This is a genomic window from Morganella sp. EGD-HP17 (assembly GCF_000512315.2).
Taxonomy (GTDB): Bacteria; Pseudomonadota; Gammaproteobacteria; order Enterobacterales; family Enterobacteriaceae; genus Morganella; species Morganella morganii.
On sequence record NZ_AZRH01000003.1, the window covers coordinates 154,622 to 177,129 of the forward strand.

The 22,508-nt window shown below is 50.6% G+C and carries 18 protein-coding genes; 7 read left to right on the forward strand and 11 right to left on the reverse strand.

Features of this window, described 5'->3' with window-relative positions:
• Positions 1-73: 73 nt before the first annotated feature.
• From oppF to X965_RS04985, 6 genes are all read right to left on the reverse strand, one after another.
• Positions 74-1,072 (reverse strand): murein tripeptide/oligopeptide ABC transporter ATP binding protein OppF, encoded by a 999-nt coding sequence (gene oppF, locus X965_RS04960; RefSeq protein ID WP_004238177.1) that lies wholly within the window; start codon positions 1,070-1,072, stop codon positions 74-76.
• Positions 1,072-2,046, reverse strand: coding sequence for an ABC transporter ATP-binding protein (locus X965_RS04965; RefSeq protein ID WP_004238178.1), 975 nt, complete (start codon positions 2,044-2,046; stop codon positions 1,072-1,074). Before X965_RS04965 ends, oppF begins: the two co-directional genes overlap by 1 nt.
• An 11-nt stretch (positions 2,047-2,057) precedes the next feature.
• Complete coding sequence (gene oppC, locus X965_RS04970) at positions 2,058-2,966, reverse strand: oligopeptide ABC transporter permease OppC (protein ID WP_004238179.1); 909 nt, start codon at positions 2,964-2,966, stop codon at positions 2,058-2,060.
• A 14-nt stretch (positions 2,967-2,980) separates the two neighbouring features.
• Positions 2,981-3,901: an oligopeptide ABC transporter permease OppB gene (gene oppB, locus X965_RS04975; protein ID WP_004238180.1), complete on the reverse strand. Its 921-nt coding sequence runs from the start codon at positions 3,899-3,901 to the stop codon at positions 2,981-2,983.
• 79 nt (positions 3,902-3,980) lie between these two features.
• Positions 3,981-5,621, reverse strand: coding sequence for an oligopeptide ABC transporter substrate-binding protein OppA (gene oppA / locus X965_RS04980; protein WP_004238181.1), 1,641 nt, complete (start codon positions 5,619-5,621; stop codon positions 3,981-3,983).
• Positions 5,622-5,742: 121 nt separating this feature from the next.
• Complete coding sequence (locus X965_RS04985) at positions 5,743-7,374, reverse strand: ABC transporter substrate-binding protein (protein ID WP_004238182.1); 1,632 nt, start codon at positions 7,372-7,374, stop codon at positions 5,743-5,745.
• Between the two features lie 742 nt (positions 7,375-8,116).
• On the opposite strand from X965_RS04985, the gene X965_RS04995 reads away from it, so the two are divergent.
• The 5 genes from X965_RS04995 to X965_RS05015 all read left to right on the forward strand — a co-directional run bounded on the left by X965_RS04995 (position 8,117) and on the right by X965_RS05015 (position 13,185).
• A complete protein-coding gene (locus X965_RS04995; RefSeq protein ID WP_036417282.1) occupies positions 8,117-9,685 on the forward strand; it encodes an ABC transporter substrate-binding protein in 1,569 nt (522 codons plus the stop codon).
• Positions 9,686-9,764: 79 nt separating this feature from the next.
• Positions 9,765-10,811 carry an ABC transporter permease gene (locus X965_RS05000; protein WP_004238188.1) on the forward strand — a complete coding sequence of 349 codons (1,047 nt, stop codon included), beginning with the start codon at positions 9,765-9,767 and terminating at the stop codon, positions 10,809-10,811.
• Positions 10,808-11,632: an ABC transporter permease gene (locus tag X965_RS05005; protein ID WP_004238189.1), complete on the forward strand. Its 825-nt coding sequence runs from the start codon at positions 10,808-10,810 to the stop codon at positions 11,630-11,632. Before X965_RS05000 ends, X965_RS05005 begins: the two co-directional genes overlap by 4 nt.
• A complete protein-coding gene (locus X965_RS05010) occupies positions 11,625-12,473 on the forward strand; it encodes an ABC transporter ATP-binding protein (protein WP_015422739.1) in 849 nt (282 codons plus the stop codon). Before X965_RS05005 ends, X965_RS05010 begins: the two co-directional genes overlap by 8 nt.
• The gene (locus X965_RS05015; protein ID WP_004238191.1) at positions 12,460-13,185 is read left to right on the forward strand and encodes an ABC transporter ATP-binding protein; all 726 of its coding nucleotides are present in this window, start codon (positions 12,460-12,462) and stop codon (positions 13,183-13,185) included. The genes X965_RS05010 and X965_RS05015 overlap by 14 nt, the downstream gene beginning before the upstream one ends.
• Positions 13,186-13,238: 53 nt before the next feature.
• Here X965_RS05015 and X965_RS05020 read toward each other — a convergent pair whose 3' ends face one another.
• Entirely contained in the window at positions 13,239-13,886 is a 648-nt protein-coding gene (locus X965_RS05020) for a YchE family NAAT transporter (RefSeq protein ID WP_004239175.1), read from the reverse strand.
• Between the two features lie 555 nt (positions 13,887-14,441).
• Here X965_RS05020 and adhE point away from each other — a divergent pair.
• Entirely contained in the window at positions 14,442-17,102 is a 2,661-nt protein-coding gene (gene adhE / locus X965_RS05025; RefSeq protein ID WP_024473182.1) for a bifunctional acetaldehyde-CoA/alcohol dehydrogenase, read from the forward strand.
• A gap of 349 nt (positions 17,103-17,451) precedes the next feature.
• Here adhE and X965_RS05030 read toward each other — a convergent pair whose 3' ends face one another.
• The gene (locus X965_RS05030) at positions 17,452-18,054 is read right to left on the reverse strand and encodes a thymidine kinase (protein ID WP_004239170.1); all 603 of its coding nucleotides are present in this window, start codon (positions 18,052-18,054) and stop codon (positions 17,452-17,454) included.
• A gap of 499 nt (positions 18,055-18,553) precedes the next feature.
• On the opposite strand from X965_RS05030, the gene X965_RS05035 reads away from it, so the two are divergent.
• Entirely contained in the window at positions 18,554-18,964 is a 411-nt protein-coding gene (locus X965_RS05035) for an H-NS family nucleoid-associated regulatory protein (protein ID WP_004238195.1), read from the forward strand.
• A gap of 117 nt (positions 18,965-19,081) precedes the next feature.
• On the opposite strand, the gene X965_RS05040 is transcribed toward X965_RS05035, so the two are convergent.
• Genes X965_RS05040 through galU form a run of 3 tightly spaced genes read right to left on the reverse strand, consistent with a single transcriptional unit; the run spans position 19,082 to position 22,375 of the window.
• Positions 19,082-20,095, reverse strand: coding sequence for an NAD-dependent epimerase (locus tag X965_RS05040; RefSeq protein WP_036417284.1), 1,014 nt, complete (start codon positions 20,093-20,095; stop codon positions 19,082-19,084).
• Between the two features lie 8 nt (positions 20,096-20,103).
• Positions 20,104-21,447, reverse strand: a complete 1,344-nt coding sequence (locus X965_RS05045; protein ID WP_004238197.1) for a UDP-glucose/GDP-mannose dehydrogenase family protein — start codon at positions 21,445-21,447, stop codon at positions 20,104-20,106.
• Between the two features lie 22 nt (positions 21,448-21,469).
• The gene (gene galU / locus X965_RS05050) at positions 21,470-22,375 is read right to left on the reverse strand and encodes a UTP--glucose-1-phosphate uridylyltransferase GalU (protein WP_032098117.1); all 906 of its coding nucleotides are present in this window, start codon (positions 22,373-22,375) and stop codon (positions 21,470-21,472) included.
• Between the last annotated feature and the right edge of the window lie 133 nt (positions 22,376-22,508).

Sequence of the window (22,508 nt, forward strand, 5' to 3'; positions counted from 1 at the left end):
GATGCGGAGATGAAAAAAAAGCGCCCGTACCGGGCGCTCTGTCGCAAAAATAAGATTAACGGCTTTACCGTATTTACAGCGGATCAACCTTCAGGCAGGAAACTGCATGGCGGAAACTGCCTTCCAGCAGCGGCCGGGTTCTTGCGCATTCACTGTCCGCCAGCGGGCAGCGGGTGCGGAAGACACAACCGGACGGCGGATTAATCGGTGACGGCAGTTCCCCTTCCAGCAGCTGAATTGTTTTATTCTGCTCTTTGTCCGGATCCGGCACCGGCACCGCAGACATCAGCGCTTTGGTGTACGGATGCAGCGGGTTATGATACACCTCGTCATACGTACCGAGTTCCACTGCGTGGCCGAGATACATCACCAGCACACGGTCAGAAATGTGTTTCACCACCGCCAGGTCATGAGCGATAAAAATAAGGGACAATCCCATCTCCCGCTGTAATTCCTTCAGCAGGTTCACCACCTGAGCCTGAATAGACACATCCAGCGCTGAAACCGGCTCATCACAGATAACCAGTTTCGGCTCGAGGATAAGCGCGCGGGCGATACCGATACGCTGACACTGTCCGCCGGAAAACTCATGCGGATAGCGGTTCACCAGGTTTGGCAGCAGCCCGACTTTCATCATCATGGCTTTGACTTTGTCTGTCACTTCCGTCTTACTCATTGACGGATAATAGGTGCGCAGCGGCTCCGCAATAATATCGCCGATAGTCATACGCGGGTTAAGTGATGCCAGCGGATCCTGGAAAATCATCTGGATGTCATTGCGGACATTGTGCCAGTCTTTTTCACTCATACCGCACAGGTCTTTGCCCAGCCAGGTTACCCGGCCGGCCGTGGATTTCACCAGGCCGATAATCGCGCGGGCAAACGTGGATTTCCCGCAGCCGGACTCCCCGACCACACCGAGTGTTTCCCCTTCATACAGACGGACAGTCACACCATCCACCGCTTTCAGGCTTTTTGCCGGCTGCCAGAACCATTGTTTGTTATCTCTGATGGAAAAATGGACTTTTAAATCTTCAATTTCCAGCAGAACCGGACGTTCTGAATGTGTCATTATGCCAACTCCTCTGCAGTTCTGAAGCAGGCACGCAAACGGCCCTGAGAAAATGCCTGTAACGGCGGCTCATGCCGCGCACACTCGTCTGTCGCATACTGGCAGCGCGGGCGGAACGGACAGCCTGCCGGGAGACGCAGGAGGTTCGGCGGGTTGCCGGGTATCGTGGCGAGCTCACTGTCTTCCTGCCCGTCAAGGCGCGGAACCGCTTTAAGCAGCCCGATAGAGTACGGATGCGACGGATGGTAGAACACATCACGGGCCGTGCCGTATTCCATGGTACGTCCGGCATACATCACCAACACCTTATCGCAGATACCGGCGACTACACCCAGGTCATGGGTGATCATAATAATCGCCGTATTGAACTCATTCTTCAGCTCATTGAGCAGCGTCATGATTTGCGCCTGCACCGTCACATCCAGTGCCGTGGTCGGTTCATCCGCAATCAGCAGCTTCGGCTTGCACAGCAGCGCCATCGCAATCATAACGCGCTGGCGCATCCCGCCGGAGAACTCATGAGGATACATATTCATCCGTTTGCGGGCTTCCGGCATTTTCACCGCGTCCAGCATCCGGATAGATTCCTCAAAAGCATCGTGAGAACTCAGACCTTTATGCAGCATCAGCACTTCCGTCAGCTGTTTGCTGACTTTCATGTACGGATTGAGCGAGGTCATCGGATCCTGGAAGATCATCGAAATCTCTTCCGCCCGCATTTTGTTCAGCGCTTTCTCTTTCAGATTAAGAATTTCACGCCCGTTGAACACCGCAGAGCCGCTGACCACACCATTGCGGGCCAGCAGTCCCATCAGCGCAAACGCCGTCTGTGATTTCCCGGAGCCGGATTCACCGACAATCCCGAGTGTCTCACCCGCCGCCAGCGAAAAATTAAGTTTGTTTACGGCGGTGACATCGCCGTCCGGCGTTTTGAATGTCACGTTCAGGTCGTTAACCTGTAATAACTGAGTCATTGGCGGCCTCCTCAGCGATCTTTCGGGTCAAGGGCATCACGCAGCCCGTCACCGATAAAGTTGAAACAAAACAGAGTCACCACCAGGAATGCTGCCGGGAACATCAGTAACCAGGGCGAAACTTCCATTGAGTTAGCACCGTCATTGAGCAGCGCGCCCCAGCTGCTTAACGGCTCCTGTGTACCCAGCCCGAGGAAGCTGAGGAAGGATTCAAACAGGATCATACTCGGCACCAGCAGTGAGGCGTAAACCACCACCACACCCAGCACGTTCGGGACAATATGACGCAGAATGATATTGCGGGTCGGCACACCACAGACCTTCGCCGCCTCAATAAATTCTTTGCTCTTCAGGCTCAGTGTCTGGCCGCGCACGATACGCGCCATATCCAGCCAGGAAACCATGCCGATAGCCACGAAAATCAGAAAAATATTCTGACCAAAGAAGGTCACCAGCAGGATAACAAAGAACATAAACGGGAAGGAGTTGAGGATTTCCAGCACGCGCATCATGACCGAGTCAGTTTTGCCGCCGACATAGCCGGACATCGCGCCGTACAGTGTTCCCACCAGCACAGCGACCAGCGCTGCCGCCAGTCCCACCATCAGCGAGATACGCCCGCCGATAGCCACACGCACCAGCAGATCACGGCCGGAGGAGTCGGTACCAAAATAGTGGCCGCTCTCCGTATCCGGTGCTGCGGACATCATGCCCCAGTCGGTATCGTCATAGGCGAACTCCGACAGCATCGGCATAAAAATCACAAACAGGGTAATTAAAAACAACAGACACAGACTGGTGATCGCGGCTTTGTTATGCATAAAGCGGCGGCGGGCATCCGCCCACAGGCTGCGTCCTTCGACATCAAGCTGCTCCGTGAAATTTTCCAGAGCTTCGCGGTTTTTTTCATTCGGTAACATAGCGTGCTCCGGGACTAATAACGGATTTTCGGATCGATAACGGCATACAGCACGTCAACGATACAGTTAAAGGCGATGGTCAGTGTGCCGACCAGGATGGTCAGACTCAGCACCAGAGAGTAATCGCGGTTCAGCGCGCCGTTGACAAATAACTGCCCCACGCCCGGTAAACCGAAAATCGTCTCAATCACCATTGAACCCGTGATAATCCCCACAAATGCCGGTCCCATATAAGAGACCACCGGTAACAGTGCCGGGCGCAGTGCATGCCGCCAGACAATCTTACGCATCGGCAGACCTTTCGCCCGTGCGGTACGGATAAAGTTGGAGTGCATCACCTCAATCATGGAACTGCGCATAATACGGGAGATACTGGCGATATAGGCCAGTGACAGCGCGATCATCGGCAGAATGATATTGCTGAGCTGCCCGCCGTTCCAGCCGCCGCCCGGCAGCCAGTGCAGATGGATGGCAAAGATAAGAACCAGCAGCGGCGCCACCACAAAGCTGGGAATAACCACCCCGGTCATGGCAAAGCCCATGACGGTATAGTCCCATTTGGTGTTCTGGTTCAGTGCCGCTATCACACCGGCACTCACCCCGACAATCAGCGCCAGCACAAACGCCGCCAGCCCGAGTTTTGCGGAGACCGGAAACGCGGAGGCGACCAGGTCATTCACCGAGTAATCTTTATATTTAAAGGAAGGCCCGAAGTCCCCCTTTGATAACTGAACTAAATAATCAAAATACTGAACGTGAATCGGATCATTAAGATGGTACTTGGCTTCAATATTCGCCATCACTTCCGGCGGCAATTTACGCTCACCGGTAAATGGACTGCCCGGAGCCAGACGCATCATAAAGAAAGAGATAGTAATTAACACAAAAAGCGTCGGGATCGCCTCGAGTATACGGCGAAGAATAAACTTAAACATTGCCCGTTCCTATACAGTACCCGCTTCCGGGGGTACACACTACACAGGCCGCCCTTCGCAGGGCGGCCAACCGTCGGTATTATTTTTTAATCATATATAAGTTTTTGGTGTGGAAGTGATCCAGCGGATCTTTTCCGGTATAGCCACCTACATACGGTTTCACTAAACGGGTACTGACATAGTAATAGACCGGCACGATGGCAGAGTCTTTATCCAGCCGGGCTTCCGCCTGCTGATAGATCTGCGCACGTTCCGCATCGGTTTTCACCTGAAGGGATTGTTTCATCAGCTTATCAAACTCCGCACTCTTATAATGCGGGGTGTTGGTGCTGCTGTAAGAAAGAACCATATTCAGGAATGAAGACGGTTCGTTATAATCCGCACACCATGCGGCACGGGCAACATCATAAGTCCCCTGATGGCGGGTATCGAGGAAGGTTTTCCATTCCTGGTTAACCAGCTGAACTTCTGCACCGAGGTTTTTCTTCCAGATAGACGATGCGGCGATCGCCATTTTCTTGTGCAGATCAGATGTGTTATACAGCAGGTTAAATTTCAGTGGTTTATCTTTGGTAAACCCGGCTTCTTCCAGCAGTTTGCGCGCTTTTTCGTTACGCTGCTCCTGCGTCATATTCGCGAACCACTCAGGCTCTTTGGCTGACATACCATCCGCAAACGGTGGTGTGAAACCAAATGCCGGGGTATCACCCTGTGCTTTGACTTTGTTGACCATAATGTCGCGGTCAAGGCTCAGTTTCAGGGCTTCACGGACTTTCGGGTTATCAAACGGCGCTTTTTCGTTATTGATTTCGTAGTAATAGGTACACATATACGGCGAAATGCGCAGTTCGTCAGGAATTTCTTTTTTCAGTTTCTGGAACAGTTCAATCGGCAGGTTGTTATAGGTCATGTCGATTTCACCGCTGCGGTAGCGGTTAACATCAGTAACTTCAGAGGAAATCGGCAGGAAACGGACATTATTAATAACGGTTTTTTCGTTATCCCAGTATTTCGGGTTGCGGGTCAGTTCGATTTTTTCGTTAACCACCCAGTCTTTCAGGGTGTATGCGCCGTTGCTGACATAATTGCCCGGCTGAGTCCACTTATCACCGAATTTCTCGACAGTGGCCGGATGCACCGGAGACATGGAGTTATGCGCCAGCAGTTTCGGAATATACGGCACTTCTTCAGAGAGGGTCAGTTCAAGGGTTTTATCATCCAGCGCTTTGATGCCCAGCTCTTCCGGCTTTTTCTTCCCGGCGATAACATCATCAATATTCACCACGTGAGCATACTGGAGATAACTGGCATACGGTGATGCGGTATTCGGATCAGCCAGGCGGCGCCAGCTGTAAACGAAGTCCTGTGCGGTGACCGGGTCGCCGTTGGACCATTTTGCATCTTCGCGGATTTTAAACGTCCAGACTTTAAAATCTTTATTTTCCCAGGAGATTGCCGAGCCCGGCAGAATTTCACCACTTGGTCCTTCCAGGGTAATACCTTCCATCAGGTCACGGATAATATTCGCTTCCGGTACCCCTTCCACTTTATGCGGATCCAGTGACTGCGGCTCAGAGCCGTTATTGCGGATTAAATCCTGCTTATCTGCCAGCTGAACACCGGCCGGTACATCCGCAGCAAACGCCTGTGTACCAATACCCATCCCCATTGCTGCTACCACACTGAGTGCCAGCAGTGTTTTTTTCGTTGAATTAACCATCTTACATAAACTCCCCATTGACGAATGTGTTTTGCGTTTGTTGCGTTTTTATCAGGTGCTTTTCGTTTTAACTTCCGCACCTTCATTTTTTTCGCACTCTGTGAGTGCAAATTTTTTATTATTAATGTGTTTCTACCATATATAAGCGCTTAATATCCATATAATCAAGCGGGTCATTGCCGGTAATTCCGCCGACTGATGGTTTTATCAGCCGGACACTCACGCGATAATAAACAGGAATTAATGCAGAGTCCTGATCTAACTGAGTTTCTGCCTCCTGGTAAGCGGATTGACGTGTTTTTTCATCCGTTGCCAGCAAAGCACGCTGCATTGCACTGTCAAATGCAATATTCCGGTAGAAACTGGTGTTATTACTGCTGTCTGACAGAAAAATGTTCAGAAACGAGGATGGCTCATTGTAATCCGCGCACCAGGTCGCCCGGGCTACCTGATAATTTCCTTCATGGCGATTCTGATTGGAGGTTTTCCATTCCTGGTTTTTCAGCACCACTTTCGCGCCGATATTTTTCTGCCACATGGAGGCGGCGGCAATTGCCTGCTGTTTATTCTGATCGGACGTGTTATAGAGCAATTCAAAGGTCAGCGGATTTTTTTCGCTGTAACCGGCTTCTTCCAGCAGTTTGCGCCCTTTTTCATTGCGCTGTTCCTGAGTCAGGGATGCCCATTCCGGTGTGGTGAAATGCCCGCCGTTAATATAATGCGGGGTAAAACCGTAAGCGGGAATTTGTCCCTGTCCCATGATTTTATGAGTGATAATGTCGCGATCCAGCCCCAGTTTAACGGCTTCGCGTACTTTCGGGTCGGTAAACGGTGCCGCGGTATTATTTATTTCATAATAGAACGTGCATAAATACGGGGAAATCTGAACCTGCGCCGGAATATCTTTTTTCATTTTGGCGAACAGAACCGGCGGCACCGAACTGTTGGTGACATCTATTTCACCGGCGCGATAGCGGTTAATATCACTGGTTTCTGACTGGAGCGGCAGGAATGTCGCCTGTTCAATCACGGTATCTTTATCATTCCAGTATTTCGGGTTGCGTTTAAGCACCAGCCGTTCATTCACATTCCAGGCAGACAGGGTATATGCGCCGTTACCGGTAAATTTTCCGGCGGATGTCCATTTATCACCAAATTGTTCAATCGCCCCTTTCGGTACCGGCTTCAGTGCGGTATGGCTCAGCATATCCGGGAAATACGGCACCGGCTGAGTCAGCTGAACCTGAAAGGTTCTGTCATCAACCGCTTTGACGCCGAGACTTTCCGGCGGTTTTTTACCGCTGATAATGTCATCCACATTTTCGACATAGGCATAATGCAGATAGCTGCCGTAAGGTGATGCGGTTTTCGGGTCAGTCAGCCGCCGCCAGCTGTAGACAAAATCCTGTGCGGTCACCGGCGAGCCGTCACTCCACTTAGCATCCGGCCGCAGCGTGAATGTCCAGATGCGGTTATCCGGGGACGACCAGCTCTCTGCCACCCCGGGCACGATATGACCATCACCGTCAGTGGAAACCAGCCCTTCCAGCAGATTAAGAATAATGTTGGATTCCGGCACGCCTTCCACTTTATGCGGATCAAGTGATACCGGTTCAGTACCGTTATTGATAACAATAACCTGTTTTTCCGCCAGCTTTGTTCCCGGCGGAACCTGTGCCGCCCATGCGGAATAAGAGAGTGCACTCAGCAGCAGCGCCTGCGTGAGGGAAACAGCAATAGTGTGTTTTTTCATCTTCCGTCCCTTCTGAATAACACCTGTTAAATGAACAACGTGATTAAAAAATCGCAAATGCTTTATTTATAAGTGCCGTCAGCGACGGGATCAGCCTGTTTTTCGGTGCTGTTTTCCGGCCTGATGTGCATTTTCCGGGGCAGTGATTGTTTTTATCTGCAAACAGTGCCGCTCTGCCGCTGAAATAAAACATTAACCCAAGACTGCTTATGATCCGGCTGTTTTGCTCAGCTCGGATAAAAAAGTAAACATTTAATTAACAAAAAGCAATTTTTCCAGATAAAAACCCTGCCTCTATCACAGTTTTAACTGATTAAATATTAACAACCACTTAAAAAACAACTGTAAATAAAAAGAGTAAAGTAAAAAATTTCACTGAAATATCAATCTGGTGAGCGCTGAAAATAATGGATTGACAGCAAATATAGTTTCTGTTGTTTATTTAACCACCTTTATCTGTTATACCCGTTTATTACTGAACAGTACGGGTTACTGTCTCCGCTCATACAGCGCCATTTTTAGTGTTATTTTTTATGGGCTGATAACTTGTTGTTATATTGCAGCTGTTTTTCCGCTTTTTTTGCCGGTGAAATCTCCCGGTCAGCAATTTCAGACTATGATTAATTTCGGCTATAACGAAAAGTTATAAACAAGCACGTAACAGACTTTGCAAAACAGCGCCGTTTTTTTTAACGTGTCAGTATTACAAAAAATCAATAACACCGCGTTTCAGGGGAAATATATGAAAAAAACATATCCGGCAGCGTCACTGGCTCTGCTCTTTTCCGTCTCCGCATTTGCCGCCACACCACCGAATACCTTAATTGTTGTCCAGAGCCTGGATGATATTGTCAGTCTGGATCCGGCAGAAAGTAATGAACTGTCCAGTATCCAGACCGTTCCCAGCTTATATCAGCGCCTGGTACAGCCGAACCGTGATAATCCGGAGCAGCTTGACGCTATCCTGCTGGAAGACTGGCAGGCCGATGCCACCAATAAAACCCTGACCGTCCGGATTAAAGAGAATGCAAAATTTGCCTCCGGCAACCCGGTACGCCCGGAAGATATTATCTTCTCTTACCAGCGCGCTGTGGTCATGAATAAATCGCCTGCGTTTATTCTCAATATTCTTGGCTGGAATAAAGAGAATATCGCGCAGCAGTTTGAAAAAACCGGCGACCGCACCCTGAAAATAAAATGGAGTGCGGATATCAGCCCGGATGTGGCACTGAATCTGTTGTCCACCCCGATAGCCTCAGTGGTGGACGAAAAACTGGTGACACCGAATATTAAAAATAATGACTTCGGTAATGCCTGGCTGAAAATGCATTCTGCCGGCAGCGGTGCTTATTCCCTGAAGGTCTATCAGCCAAACCAGGCGATTGTGATGGCCGCTAACCCGCATGTCTCCACCGGCGAGGCGAAAATCCCGTCCATTATTATTAAAAACGTGCCGGATCCGGCTTCCCGCCGTCTGCTGATTCAGCAGGGTGATGCGGATATTGCCCGTGAACTGGGTGCTGACCAGACTGCGGCACTGAAAAACAGCGCCGGGGTACGGGTGGAAAATATTCCGTCCGCCGAGCAGGATTATATGGCGTTCAACACCGGCAACAGCGCCAATCCGCTGCTGAAAAACCCGGCATTGTGGGAAGCGGCCCGTTATCTGGTGGATTATGAAGGCATTACCCGCGATCTACTGAAAGGCCAGTATTTTATTCATCAGAGCTTCCTGCCGGTCGGTTTACCGGGCGCGCTGGAAAATAACCCGTATAAATTTGATCCGGCCAAAGCCAAAGAGATTCTGGCAAACGCCGGGATTAAAGATGCCCATTTCACCCTCGATGTGGAAAACAAGCCACCGTATATCACTATCGCTCAGTCACTTCAGGCCAGTTTTGCTCAGGGCGGTATCAAAGTGGAATTATTACCGGCGGCGGGCAGCCGGGTCTATTCCCGTGTACGGGCACGCCAGCATCAGGCGGCCATTCGTTTCTGGATCCCGGACTATTTTGATGCCCATTCCAATGCCAGCGCCTTCGCCTTTAATGACGGCAAGAGCAGCACTGTTGCGTGGCTGAACGGCTGGGATATTCCTCAGTTATCACAAACCACGCTGAAAGCGGTCGCTGAGCCGGATAAAGCCAAACGTGCGCAAATGTATACCGCCATGCAGGAAGAATTACAGCGCAGTTCTCCGTATGTCTTTATGGCACAGGGACAAAACCAGGTGGTACTGCGTGACAATGTGAAAGGCTATCAGCAGGGACTGAACGCTGACATGGTGTATTACGACAGAGTCACCAAATAATCTGCTGATTTTCCGGTTATCACCCCGTCAGTATCGCTGACGGGGTTTGTGTGTTTTGTTTTTATTCAGGAACTGCTGTATGTCCGATATTTCCCCTGCCGGAACACTGTTTCGCCATACGCTGCGTGTGACGCTTCAGGGTATTTTTACCCTTGCGCTGACACTGCTCGGATTACTGGTGATCACCTTTGCATTGTCGGCACTCTCACCGGTTGACCGGGTATTACAGATTGTCGGCGATCACGCCAGCCATGAGACCTATGAGCAGGTACGGCTGGAGCTGGGGCTCGATCAACCCGTCTATATTCAGTTCTGGCATTATGCAGAGCGTCTGCTGCACGGCGATCTCGGCATGGCCTCCTCTATGGGACAGCCGGTGCTCGACGGCGTGCTGACCACCCTGCCCGCGACCATTGAACTGGCGACGCTCTCACTGTTGATCGGCGCTTCGCTCGGCATTCTCTGCGGCGTGTTATGCGCCCGTTATGCCGGAACACCATTTGATTTTATCATCCGCACCCTGACACTCCTTGGCAACTCAGTACCGGTTTTCTGGCTGGGACTGCTGATGCTGCTGCTGTTCTACGCCACGCTGCAATGGAGCCCCGGCCCGGGGCGGCTGGATGATATCTATCAGTATACCGTCGAGGCGAAAACCGGTTTTGTGCTGATCGACACCTGGTTGTCCGATGACCCCGGCGCATTTACCAATGCGGTGGCACACCTGATCCTGCCGGTGTCGTTACTGGCCTATTTTTGCCTGGCGGGGATCACCCGGCTGACGCGCGCCGCCTGTCTGAGTGAAATGAATAAAGAGTATGTCACGCTGGCCCGCGCCAAAGGCAATACCGACATGCAGGTACTGTTCCGTCATGTGCTGCCGAATATCCGGGGGACGCTGATCACAGTGATTGCCCTTGCCTATACAGGGATGCTGGAGGGCGCGGTACTGACCGAAACGGTCTTTTCCTGGCCCGGCATCGGCCGTTACCTGACCGCCGCCTTATTTGCCGGGGATACCACCGCCGTAATGGGCGGGACCCTGGTGATCGGTATCTGCTTTATCTTTATTAATAACGTGACAGATATGATTGTGCGTTTAACGGATCCGCGGGTGAAATCATGACATTACTGCCGAAAATCCGCCGTTCCCCGTCCGCGCTGACGGGCACCCTGATTATTCTGTTTCTGCTGCTGGTGGCGTTGTTTGCGCCGTGGCTCGCCCCTTATGACCCGGTACTGCAAAACCCGGCACAACGCCTGCTGGCACCGGATGCTCAACACTGGCTCGGAACGGACAGCTACGGACGTGATGTGCTCTCCCGCCTGATCTACGGCACCCGCCCGATGTTTGGTCTGGTTGCACTGGTCGCAGCAATCACCCTGCCCGCCGGGTTATTGATCGGCATTCTGGCCGGATTTTACGGCCGCTGGGTGGAAACGATTCTGATGCGCTTTACCGATATTGTCATGTCGATGCCGCGCCTGATCCTCGCGTTTGCCTTTGTTGCTATTCTCGGCCCGGGGCTGATTAACGGCGCACTGGCTCTCGCCCTGACCTCGTGGCCCGCCTATGCCCGCCAGGCACGCAGTGAAATCCGCCATCTGCGCAACAGTGATTATCTGGCCAGTGCGGAAATGCTGGGGATCCGTGGTCTGCGTCTGCTGTGGGGACACATTCTGCCGCTCTGTCTGCCGTCAGCTATTGTCCGGTTGGCACTGGATCTCGCCACCATTATCCTGGCGGCCGCCGGTCTGGGTTTCCTCGGGCTGGGCGCACAACCGCCGATGGCGGAATGGGGAGCCATGATTGCTGATGGTATGCAGGTTATTTTTGACCAGTGGTGGATAGCCGCCGTTCCCGGCGCGGCCATTCTGATTGCCGGTATGGCATTCAATCTTCTGGGTGATGGTTTACGGGATATTATGGAGCCGCAACATGACTGAGCCGCTTATTTGTGTCCGTAATTTGTGTGTGGATTACCCCCGCGCACAAGTGGTGAAAAATATCTCCTTTACCCTGGGGCAGGAGCGGCTGGCGCTGGTCGGGGAATCCGGTTCCGGCAAATCCATGACCGCCAGAGCGTTGATGGGCCTGGTGCGCAAACCGGGGATTGTCAGTGCGGATACACTGACATTCGGTCAGACCTCCCTGCTGTCTCTGCGGGAAAAACAGTGGGCGGCACTGCGCGGCAATGACATTGCCATGATCATGCAGGATCCGCGCTATGCGCTGAATCCGGTCAGAAATCTGTATCAGCAGATTGAAGAATCCCTGCTGCGTCATCAGACACTGAACAAATCTGATCGCCGCGACCGTGTTTTTGAAATGGCCCGTGCCGCCGGGTTATCAGAACAGGCGCTCTCCCGCTATCCGGGACAACTTTCCGGTGGTATGGGACAGCGTGCCATGATTGCGATTGGCCTGATCAACAACCCTTCGGTCTTAATTGCCGACGAGCCGACCTCCGCCCTGGATGCCCGGCTGCGCCACCAGATTCTGGAGCTGATTGTCAGCCAGTGTGAGGAGCGCCGGATGGGGCTTCTGCTGATAAGCCACGATTTGCCGCTGGTAGCGGCCCATTGTCAGCGCGTGATGGTGATGTATCAGGGTCAGCAGGTGGATGAACTGCCCGCCGCACAACTGCCGCAGGCAACACATCCTTACACCCGCACATTATGGACCTGCCGCCCGGATGCACAGACTTACGGCACCGATTTGCCGGTATTGGATCGCACCGCCCTGCAGGCGTTACTGACTCAGGAGACACATCATGCCGGAAAATAATTCAGCGCCGATTATTGAAGTTAATAATCTTTCCGTCAGCTTCGGACAGCGGCAGGTGGTTTGTCAGGCCGGTTTTCATCTCAATGCCGGAGAGACGTTCAGTCTTATCGGTGAGTCCGGCTGTGGAAAATCCACCATTTTGCGGGTGATCGCCGGATTACAGCGGGAATGGCTGGGCGGCGTGCAACTGCTGTCACAGCATATCCACCCCGGCCAGCGTTATCAGGGGGCTTTGCGCCGCAATGTGCAGATGGTCTTTCAGGATCCTTATGCGTCTCTGCATCCGTTCCATACTATTCACCGGGCGCTTTCCGAACCATTACGCATTCACCGCGAAAATGACATCGGCAACCGGGTGGCAGAGGCCATTGTATCTGTCGGGCTGCCGCCGGATGTGGCACAGCGTTATCCGCATCAGCTCTCCGGCGGACAGCGCCAGCGCATTGCTATTGCCCGTGCCCTGATGCTGCGCCCACAAATCCTGTTACTCGATGAACCAACATCCGCACTTGATATGTCTGTGCAGGCGGAAATTCTCAATCTGCTTAATCATCTGAAAACCGCCCACGGCATGACCTATCTGCTGGTCAGTCACGATGCGGATGTGGTGGCGCATATGTCAGACCGGGCGGCATTTATGGCGAACGGGAAAATTGAACGGGAATTTGATCGCGCCGCCCTGCTGCGCGGCGACCACCGGATGGAGAACTAAGAGATATAAAAACGGGGCCGATGGCCCCGTTCTGATAATAATGAACTACGTGATTATGACAATAATCCCGGGAAACTCATTTTCATGCCGGTAATGATCAGCTCAATACCTAATGACATCAGCATCAGACCCATAATACGGGTCACTACGTTGATGCCGGTTTGTCCGAGGTATTTTACCCACAGTCCCGCGGAGCGGAACAACAGCCAGCAGCAGAACGCGAATACGATGCTGGTCAGCGCCAGTCCGAAAAAGTTCTGCCAGCCCTGCCAGCGGGCACTCCAGACCACACAGGAACTGATAGCCCCCGGCCCCGCCATCAGCGGCAGCGCCAGCGGCACCACACCGATATTGTCGCGGATAGCCGTTTCCGACTGCTCCTGTTTGTTCTGCTTATCTTCCCCCAGCTTACCGCTGATCATGGACATGGCGATGAGGACAATCAGTGTCCCCCCCGCTATCCGGAAAGATTCGATGGAAATACCGAACATAATGAGGATCTTATCGCCGACCAGAAGTGATGTGCACAAAATCACGGCCACCGAAAAGTTCGCAATCATGTTGGTCTTATTGCGCACTGCGGCAGTCTGATAATTTGTCATGCTCATAAAGACCGGCAAAATACCGACCGGGTTGACTAAGGCAAATAAGCCGACAAAAAATTTTAAATAACCGGAAAAATCCAGCAAAGTGTTGCCCACAAAGGATCCTCAACCTGATGATAATACAGTGATAGCCTGCTGATAATAACAGCAGGCTATCGCCTGGGGGTTGTAATAATTATAAATGTGATTATTAACACAGACATCATACCGTTGAATGTGCAGGAAAAGGAATTGCTTTACGCAGAATATTTTCTGCTTCCGGCTGATTCGATACAGTTATATCGCCTTACTTCTGCCTGAATTTCAGACAATCATCAGTTCTTCTGTGAAATTGAAACCCGATACCATTCCCGTCACTCCGTATTGTTCCCGTTTTGACTCATGCTGAATGGTGCCAGCTTGATACATTTGTGATTTAGATCACTTTAATATTTCCCCTGAATGTTAAGCTGCTTTCATTATAGTTGAATCGATTCAACTATAATGTGAACAGAAAGACCTGACGGGCTTTTTAAGCAAATCAGCGGGCATATCTGCATTATGTTACCGGCAAAATCGATTTAGTTACCGGAAGATATCACCGCTATAATCAAATTGTATCAATCCGCTGATTTGCTTAAAAAGTTTAACAATTTATCAGGAGTGATCTGTATGGCCGTAACGAACGTTACCGAACTCAATGAATTAGTTGTCCGCGTGAAGAAAGCTCAGCGCGAGTTTGCCGGTTTCTCCCAGGAACAGGTGGATGCTATCTTCCGGGCCGCGGCACTCGCCGCAGCAGATGCCCGTATCCCGCTGGCAAAACTGGCGGTTGAAGAGTCCGGCATGGGTATTATTGAAGATAAAGTGATCAAAAACCATTTTGCTTCTGAATATATCTATAACGCCTACCGCGATGAGAAAACCTGCGGCATCTTATCGGAAGACCCGACCTTCGGCACCATCACCATCGCAGAACCTATCGGTATTATCTGCGGTATCGTCCCGACCACTAACCCGACCTCCACCGCAATTTTTAAAGCGCTGATCAGCCTGAAAACCCGTAACGGGATCATTTTCTCCCCGCATCCGCGTGCGAAAAAAGCCACCAACAGAGCAGCAGAGATTGTCCTCAACGCGGCTGTTGCCGCCGGTGCCCCGAAAGATATTATCGGCTGGATCGACGAGCCGTCAGTGGAATTGTCCAATGCCCTGATGCATCACGCTGATACCAACCTGATCCTCGCCACCGGCGGGCCGGGCATGGTGAAAGCCGCCTACAGTTCCGGTAAACCGGCCATTGGTGTGGGCGCGGGTAACACCCCTGTCGTAATTGATGAAACCGCTGATATCAAACGCGCGGTGGCCTCTATTCTGATGTCAAAAACCTTCGATAACGGCGTGATTTGTGCCTCTGAGCAATCGGTTATCGTAGTGGATGATGTGTATGAGCAGGTCAAAGAACGTTTTGAAACCCACGGCGGTTATATTCTGAAAGGCAAAGAGCTGAAAGCCGTTCAGGACATCATTCTGCTCAACGGCGGACTGAATGCGAAAATTGTCGGTCAGTCTGCGGTGAAAATTGCTGAAATGGCCGGTATCGAAGTACCTGCCTGGACCAAAATTCTTATCGGTGCGGTCTCCGTAGTGGATGAATCCGAGCCGTTTGCACACGAAAAACTCTCCCCGCTGTTAGCCATGTACCGCGGCAAAGATTTTGAAGACGCGGTGATCAAAGCGGAAAAACTGGTGGAAATGGGCGGGATCGGCCACACCTCCTGCTTATATACCGATCAGGACAACCAGCCGGAGCGCGTGAAATTCTTCGGTGAGAAGATGAAAACCGCACGTATCCTGATTAACACCCCGGCATCACAGGGTGGGATCGGCGACCTGTATAACTTCAAACTGTCTCCGTCACTGACACTGGGTTGCGGCTCCTGGGGTGGTAACTCCATTTCCGAAAACGTCGGACCGAAACATCTGATCAACACCAAAACCGTGGCAAAACGAGCTGAAAATATGTTGTGGCATAAACTTCCGAAATCTATCTATTTCCGCCGTGGTTCTCTGCCGGTTGCCCTGGAAGAGATCGCCGGTGACGGTGCAAAACGCGCCTTTATCGTGACTGACGGCTATCTGTTCAATAACGGCTATGTGGATGAAGTCACCCGTGTGCTGAAATCCTACGGTATGGAAGTGGAAATTTTCTTTGAAGTGGAAGCTGACCCGACACTTTCTGTGGTCCGCAAAGGCGCAGAGCAAATGAACAGCTTCAAACCGGACGTGATTATTGCCCTCGGCGGCGGCTCCCCGATGGATGCAGCCAAAATTATGTGGGTGATGTATGAGCATCCGGAAACCCATTTTGAGGAACTGGCACTGCGCTTTATGGATATCCGTAAACGTATCTATAAGTTCCCGAAAATGGGCGTGAAAGCAAAAATGGTTGCTATCACCACCACATCCGGTACCGGTTCTGAAGTGACTCCGTTTGCAGTTGTGACAGATGATACCACCGGCCAGAAATACCCGCTGGCGGACTATGCGCTGACCCCGGATATGGCGATTGTTGATGCCAACCTGGTGATGAACATGCCGAAATCCCTCACCGCGTTCGGCGGGCTGGATGCGGTCACTCACGCACTGGAAGCGTATGTATCCGTGCTGGCAAACGAATTCTCTGACGGCCAGGCATTACAGGCGCTGAAACTGCTGAAAGAGTTTTTACCGGCCAGCTATCACGAAGGTGCGAAGAACCCGGTTGCCCGTGAACGCGTACATAATGCCGCGACTATCGCCGGTATCGCGTTTGCCAACGCCTTCCTCGGGGTATGTCACTCCATGGCGCACAAACTGGGCTCTGAGTTCCATATTCCGCACGGTCTGGCTAATGCCCTGCTCATCTGTAACGTCATCCGTTATAACGCTACCGATAACCCGACCAAACAGACTGCGTTCAGCCAGTATGACCGTCCGCAGGCGCGCCGCCGTTACGCGGAGATTGCTGACCATCTGCAACTGAGTGCTGCCGGTGACCGTACCGCGCAGAAGATTGAAAAACTGCTGATCTGGCTGGATGAAATCAAAGCATCTCTGGGGATCCCGAAATCCATCCGTGAAGCCGGTGTGCCGGAAGCCGAATTCCTGGCAAAACTGGATAAACTGTCCGAAGATGCCTTTGATGACCAGTGTACCGGTGCAAACCCGCGTTATCCGCTGATTGCAGAATTAAAACAAATCATGCTGGATACCTATTACGGACGCACCTATGACGAATCTGTTCCTGTTGCGGCGCCAAAACCGGTTGCCAAACGGAATGCTAAGAAATAATCATCAATCCGGCAAATAATAACCATAAAGCCCTCCCCGGAGGGCTTTTTTATATCCGTCTCATAATAATTATTAAATAATTGTCTTTGTATTAACAGCTGTTCACTTTTGATCATGTTTTCCGGAACAGCCGGTTTTTAATATTTCACTTAATACCCGTTACAAAACTGTGGTAACTCCCGGGGGTATTCACCGGTATTTTATCCCTGCTGACTCAAATACCGCCTCATCACTTTCCCTGCAGAAACCGTTCCGGTGTTTTTTGATATCCGGCGCAATCCGCAGCGGATATAAAAAAGCCGGACAATGACGCCCGGCACTTTTTGTATAACAGAGAGGCTTCCCTGATTTATGACCGATATTCTGCTGCTTTTACTTCGCGTATCGCTTCATTGTAATGTTTGCGGCAGACGGATACATATTTTTCATTACCGCCGATGTCAATTTGTGCACCATCTGACATAACCCGCCCCTGTCCGTCGTAACGTAAAACACGGCTGGCTTTTCGTCCGCAATAACAAATAGTTTTTAATTCAACTAATTTATCCGCCCAGGCTAATAAATAATGGCTGCCGCTGAATAACTCACCTTTAAAGTCTGTGCGTAACCCGTAACACAGAACCGGGATATCAATATCGTCGACGATACAGCAGAGCTGTTCCACCTGTGCTTTGGTCAGGAACTGGCATTCATCGATTAATACGCAGTGTACGGGTGTCTGCTGATGTTCACGGATAATAACCGAGCTGACGTCCGTCTCAGGGCCAAAGACCCGTGCATCGGCGCTCAGGCCGATACGTGAGGTGACTTTGCTCTGCTCATAGCGGTTGTCTATCTCTGCGGTAAATATCAGCGTGCGCATGCCGCGTTCATTGTAGTTATAGGATGACTGCAGTAACGCTGTCGATTTTCCCGCATTCATTGCGGAGTAATAAAAATAAAGCTGAGCCACCGGCTCTCTCCCCTTACACATTCAAGATCCGGGACAATACTAACACATTAGTGTTAAAAACAGCGCAATCTGTATTTCACACATGCCGTGATCGCATGCACAATATCCTGAGTTCATCACACACGTAAATTCACACAGGTCATGGTTACATACCGGATATTCACTGTTGTTATCAGGTATCCTTCGCTTTATCCTGTTTTTCATTATACCGGGAGCGAAGAATAACGTTTCTTTACATAAGATAAGGTTAAATATAATTTGTATTCCCTACCACATTTATGAACAATTTTTATGAAGATGCTGAACATCAACGCATTTTCACCCCGTCCCCTTATCAAATTTAAACGAAAAGCCAAAAAGACCCTTATTATTCCTCAGAAATAATTGCTTTTAAAAAAAATGTGTTTTAACCTTACTCCGAAATTTGCTATTGCAGATTTTTAAATAGCAATCTATTATTATCTATACACCAGCCAACATTTAATTTGAGACCAGGATTATGAGTGAATCTTTGAAGCCATTTAATAATATCCGTACTCTTCGCGCTCAGGCGAGAGAATCCAGCTTAGAAGTTTTAGAAGAAATTCTGGAAAAGCTGACTTCTGTTGTTGAAGAACGCCGTCTGGAAGAATCCCAGGCTCAGGCTAAAGAAGAAGAGCGCACCCGTAAATTAGAAGAATTCCGTCAGCTGCTTGAAAAGCAGAATATCAACCCGGAAGAATTAATTCAGTCTATGGGTACAGGCAAAACAGCCCGCAAATCCAAGCGTGCTCAGCGCCCTGCCAAATACGAATATATCGATGAAAACGGTGAAAGCAAAACCTGGACCGGCCAGGGCCGTACACCAGCTGTGATCAAACAAGCTATCGATAACGAAGGTAAATCTCTGAACGATTTCTTAATCAAGTAAGTGATAATATCTGCCGGAAAAGCCCTTCTCTGAAGGGCTTTTTTATATCTGCCGGTCAGACGGACAGCAAAAAGGAGGCTTTCGCCTCCTTTTTATACTTATAACCGTTGCTGTTATTTATTTTTTTCCGTGATAAAACGATATATACCAGTCAACAAACTGCTGTACGCCGTAATTAACCGGCGTATCCGGTGAGAAACCAATCGTTTTATACAATTCGGAGGAGTCTGCACAAGTGGATAACACATCACCATCCTGCATATCCATATAGTGTTTGTCAGCTTTAATATCCAGCGCCGTTTCAATCGCCTGAATAAAATCACCCAGCCGGGTCGGCTGACCGTTACCGACATTATAAATTTTGTACGGCGCAGAGCTGGCTGACTTCAGCCCTTCTTCCACCGTCCAGTCATTATTTACCGCCGGAACCACATCCACCAGACGCACCACCGCTTCCGCAATATCACCGACATAGGTGAAATCGCGCACCATATTGCCGTGGTTATACACATCGATCGGTTTTCCGTCCAGCATGGCTTTCACAAACTTAAATAACGCCATATCCGGACGACCCCACGGGCCGTAGACGGTGAAGAACCGCAGACCGGTTGTCGGCAGATGATAAAGATGTGAATAACTGTGTGACATTAATTCATTGGCTTTTTTCGTTGCCGCATACAACGACACCGGATGGTCCACATCATCCTCAACAGAGAACGGCTGTTTGCGGTTCAGACCGTATACAGAACTTGAGGAGGAGTAGATCAGATGCCCGACGTTATGATGACGGCACCCTTCCAGAATATTCATATGCCCCAGAATATTCGCGTCAATATACGCCATCGGGTTCTGGATGGAGTAACGCACGCCCGGCTGTGCCGCCAGGTGGATCACCCGCTCAAATTTCTGTGCGGCGAACAGCTCACTGACAGCCGCTTTCTCCGACAAATCCATTTTAAAAAACTGAAATTGCGGATGCGGTAATAACAGATCAAGACGGGCCTGTTTGAGATTCACATCATAATAGTCATTCAGGTTGTCAGCACCGACAACCTCGTGCCCCTGCTCAAGCAGGCGCTGCGAGACATGATAACCAATAAAACCAGCCGCGCCGGTTACAAGTATTTTCATATTCAGACTCAGATTACCGGATTAATGGAAGCACCACGGCCTATACCATAATAGATAAAGCCGCGATTTTCTAAACGTTCCGGGTCATAAAGGTTACGTCCGTCAAAAATAACCGGGGTTTTCAGTCCTGCTTTGATAGCATCGAAGTCCGGCGCACGGAAACTCTGCCACTCAGTACAGATAACCAGTGCATCCGCATTATGCAGTGCCGCTTCTTTGGTACCCATCAGCGCCAGGTCATCACGCAGCCCGAAAATACGCTGCGCTTCCTGCATCGCTTCCGGGTCATACGCCTGAACTTTGGCACCGGCGGCCCATAATTCCTGTAACAGGATACGACTGGAGGCTTCACGCATATCATCGGTATTCGGTTTAAAAGACAGGCCCCAGACCGCGAAGGTTTTACCTTCCAGGTTTTCACCGAAATGACGTTTGATAAAGGACGGCAGTTTGTATTTCTGCTGTTCGTTCACTTCTTCCACCGCACGCAGAATGCGCGGGGTAAAGCCGATATGTTCCGCGGTGCGGATCAGCGCCTGCACGTCTTTCGGGAAGCAGGAACCGCCGTAGCCGCAGCCCGGATAAATAAAGTGATAACCGATACGGGAGTCAGAACCGATACCCTGGCGCACATTCTCAATATCCGCGCCCAGCATTTCCGCCAGGTTGGAGATCTCATTCATAAAGCTGATTTTTGTCGCCAGCATGCAGTTTGCCGCGTATTTGGTCAGCTCCGCACTGCGGATATCCATCACAATCATGCGGTCGTGATTACGGTTAAACGGCTCATACAGTTCGCGGATAATATCGATAACACGATCATTATCACAGCCGATAACAATGCGCTCAGGACGCATGCAGTCAGCAACCGCCGCCCCTTCCTTCAGGAATTCAGGGTTGGACACCACGTCATAGGCAATATCCGCGCCGCGTTCAGCCAGTGTGGCTTTAATCGTGGCGTTAACTTTATCCGCGGTACCGACCGGAACGGTGGATTTATCGATAACCACTTTGTAGTCCTGCATATGCTGTGCAATAGTACGGGCAACCGCGGTGACATATTGCAGATCCGCAGAGCCGTCTTCATCCGGCGGTGTACCGACCGCGATGAATTGCAGTGTGCCGTGTGCCACACCCAGTGCCGCATCCGTGGTGAAGCTTAAACGGCCTTCTTCATAGTTTTTCTTCACCAGCGGGGTCAGGCCCGGTTCAAAAATCGGGATCACACCATTTTTCAGGTTTTCCACTTTTTTTGCATCAACATCGACACACATAACATCATGGCCGACTTCCGCCAGTACAGTCGCCTGCACCAGACCGACATATCCGATTCCAAATACGGTTACTTTCATAGTTCACCTATTGCAACAATTATTAATTCTGTAATGTTTTCAGCCAGTCTGAGAATTCACGACCCAGGTGCTTATGACGCATGCTGTATTCGACAAAGGCTTTCATATAACCCATTTTGTCGCCGCAGTCATGGCTGCGGCCTACCAGACGGTACGCCTCCACCGGATTTTTTTCAATCAGCATGGCGATAGCGTCAGTCAGCTGGATCTCATCACCGGCCCCCGGGGCAGTTTTCCCCAGCAGCGGCCAGATATCCTGGGAAAGCACATAACGCCCGACGATAGACATATTCGACGGTGCTTTAGCCGGTTCCGGTTTTTCCACCACGGCAAACATCGGTTTGCTTTCACCGGCGGCCAGGCTTTCACCGTGGCAATCCACCACGCCGTAATTTGCCACCATCTCCTGCGGAACCGGATCAACCATTACCTGGCTTGCACCGTGTTCTTCATAACGTGCAATCATTTCTTTCAGGTTAAATTTCGCCAGGTCAGTGCTGTATTCATCAATAATCACATCCGGCAATACCACAGCGAAAGGCTCATCACCAATCATTGGTCTGGCGCATAATACGGCGTGGCCAAGCCCTTTGGCGATCCCCTGACGGGTCTGCATGATAGTAACGTGACGCGGACAGATTGACTGGACTTCATCCAGCAACTGACGTTTTACACGTTTTTCCAGGATGGCTTCCAGTTCAAAGCTGGTATCGAAATGGTTTTCAATGGAGTTTTTTGATGAGTGGGTTACTAAAATAATTTCAGTGATCCCCGCCGCGATACATTCATTCACCACATACTGAATAAGCGGTTTGTCCACCAGCGGCAGCATTTCTTTCGGAATCGCTTTTGTGGCCGGCAGCATACGTGTTCCTAACCCTGCAACCGGGATCACAGCCTTGTGTACTTTATTTTTCTGCACTGACATACATCATCCTCAATGCGCATAAACAGAATAAATACGCGATTTATAAAAAATAATGAGACTGAGTATACCAGCTAATTTTCCGGGATAAATACTCTGTGCCGCGTAAATGCGGTTTAGTGTTAAGAGATGTTTA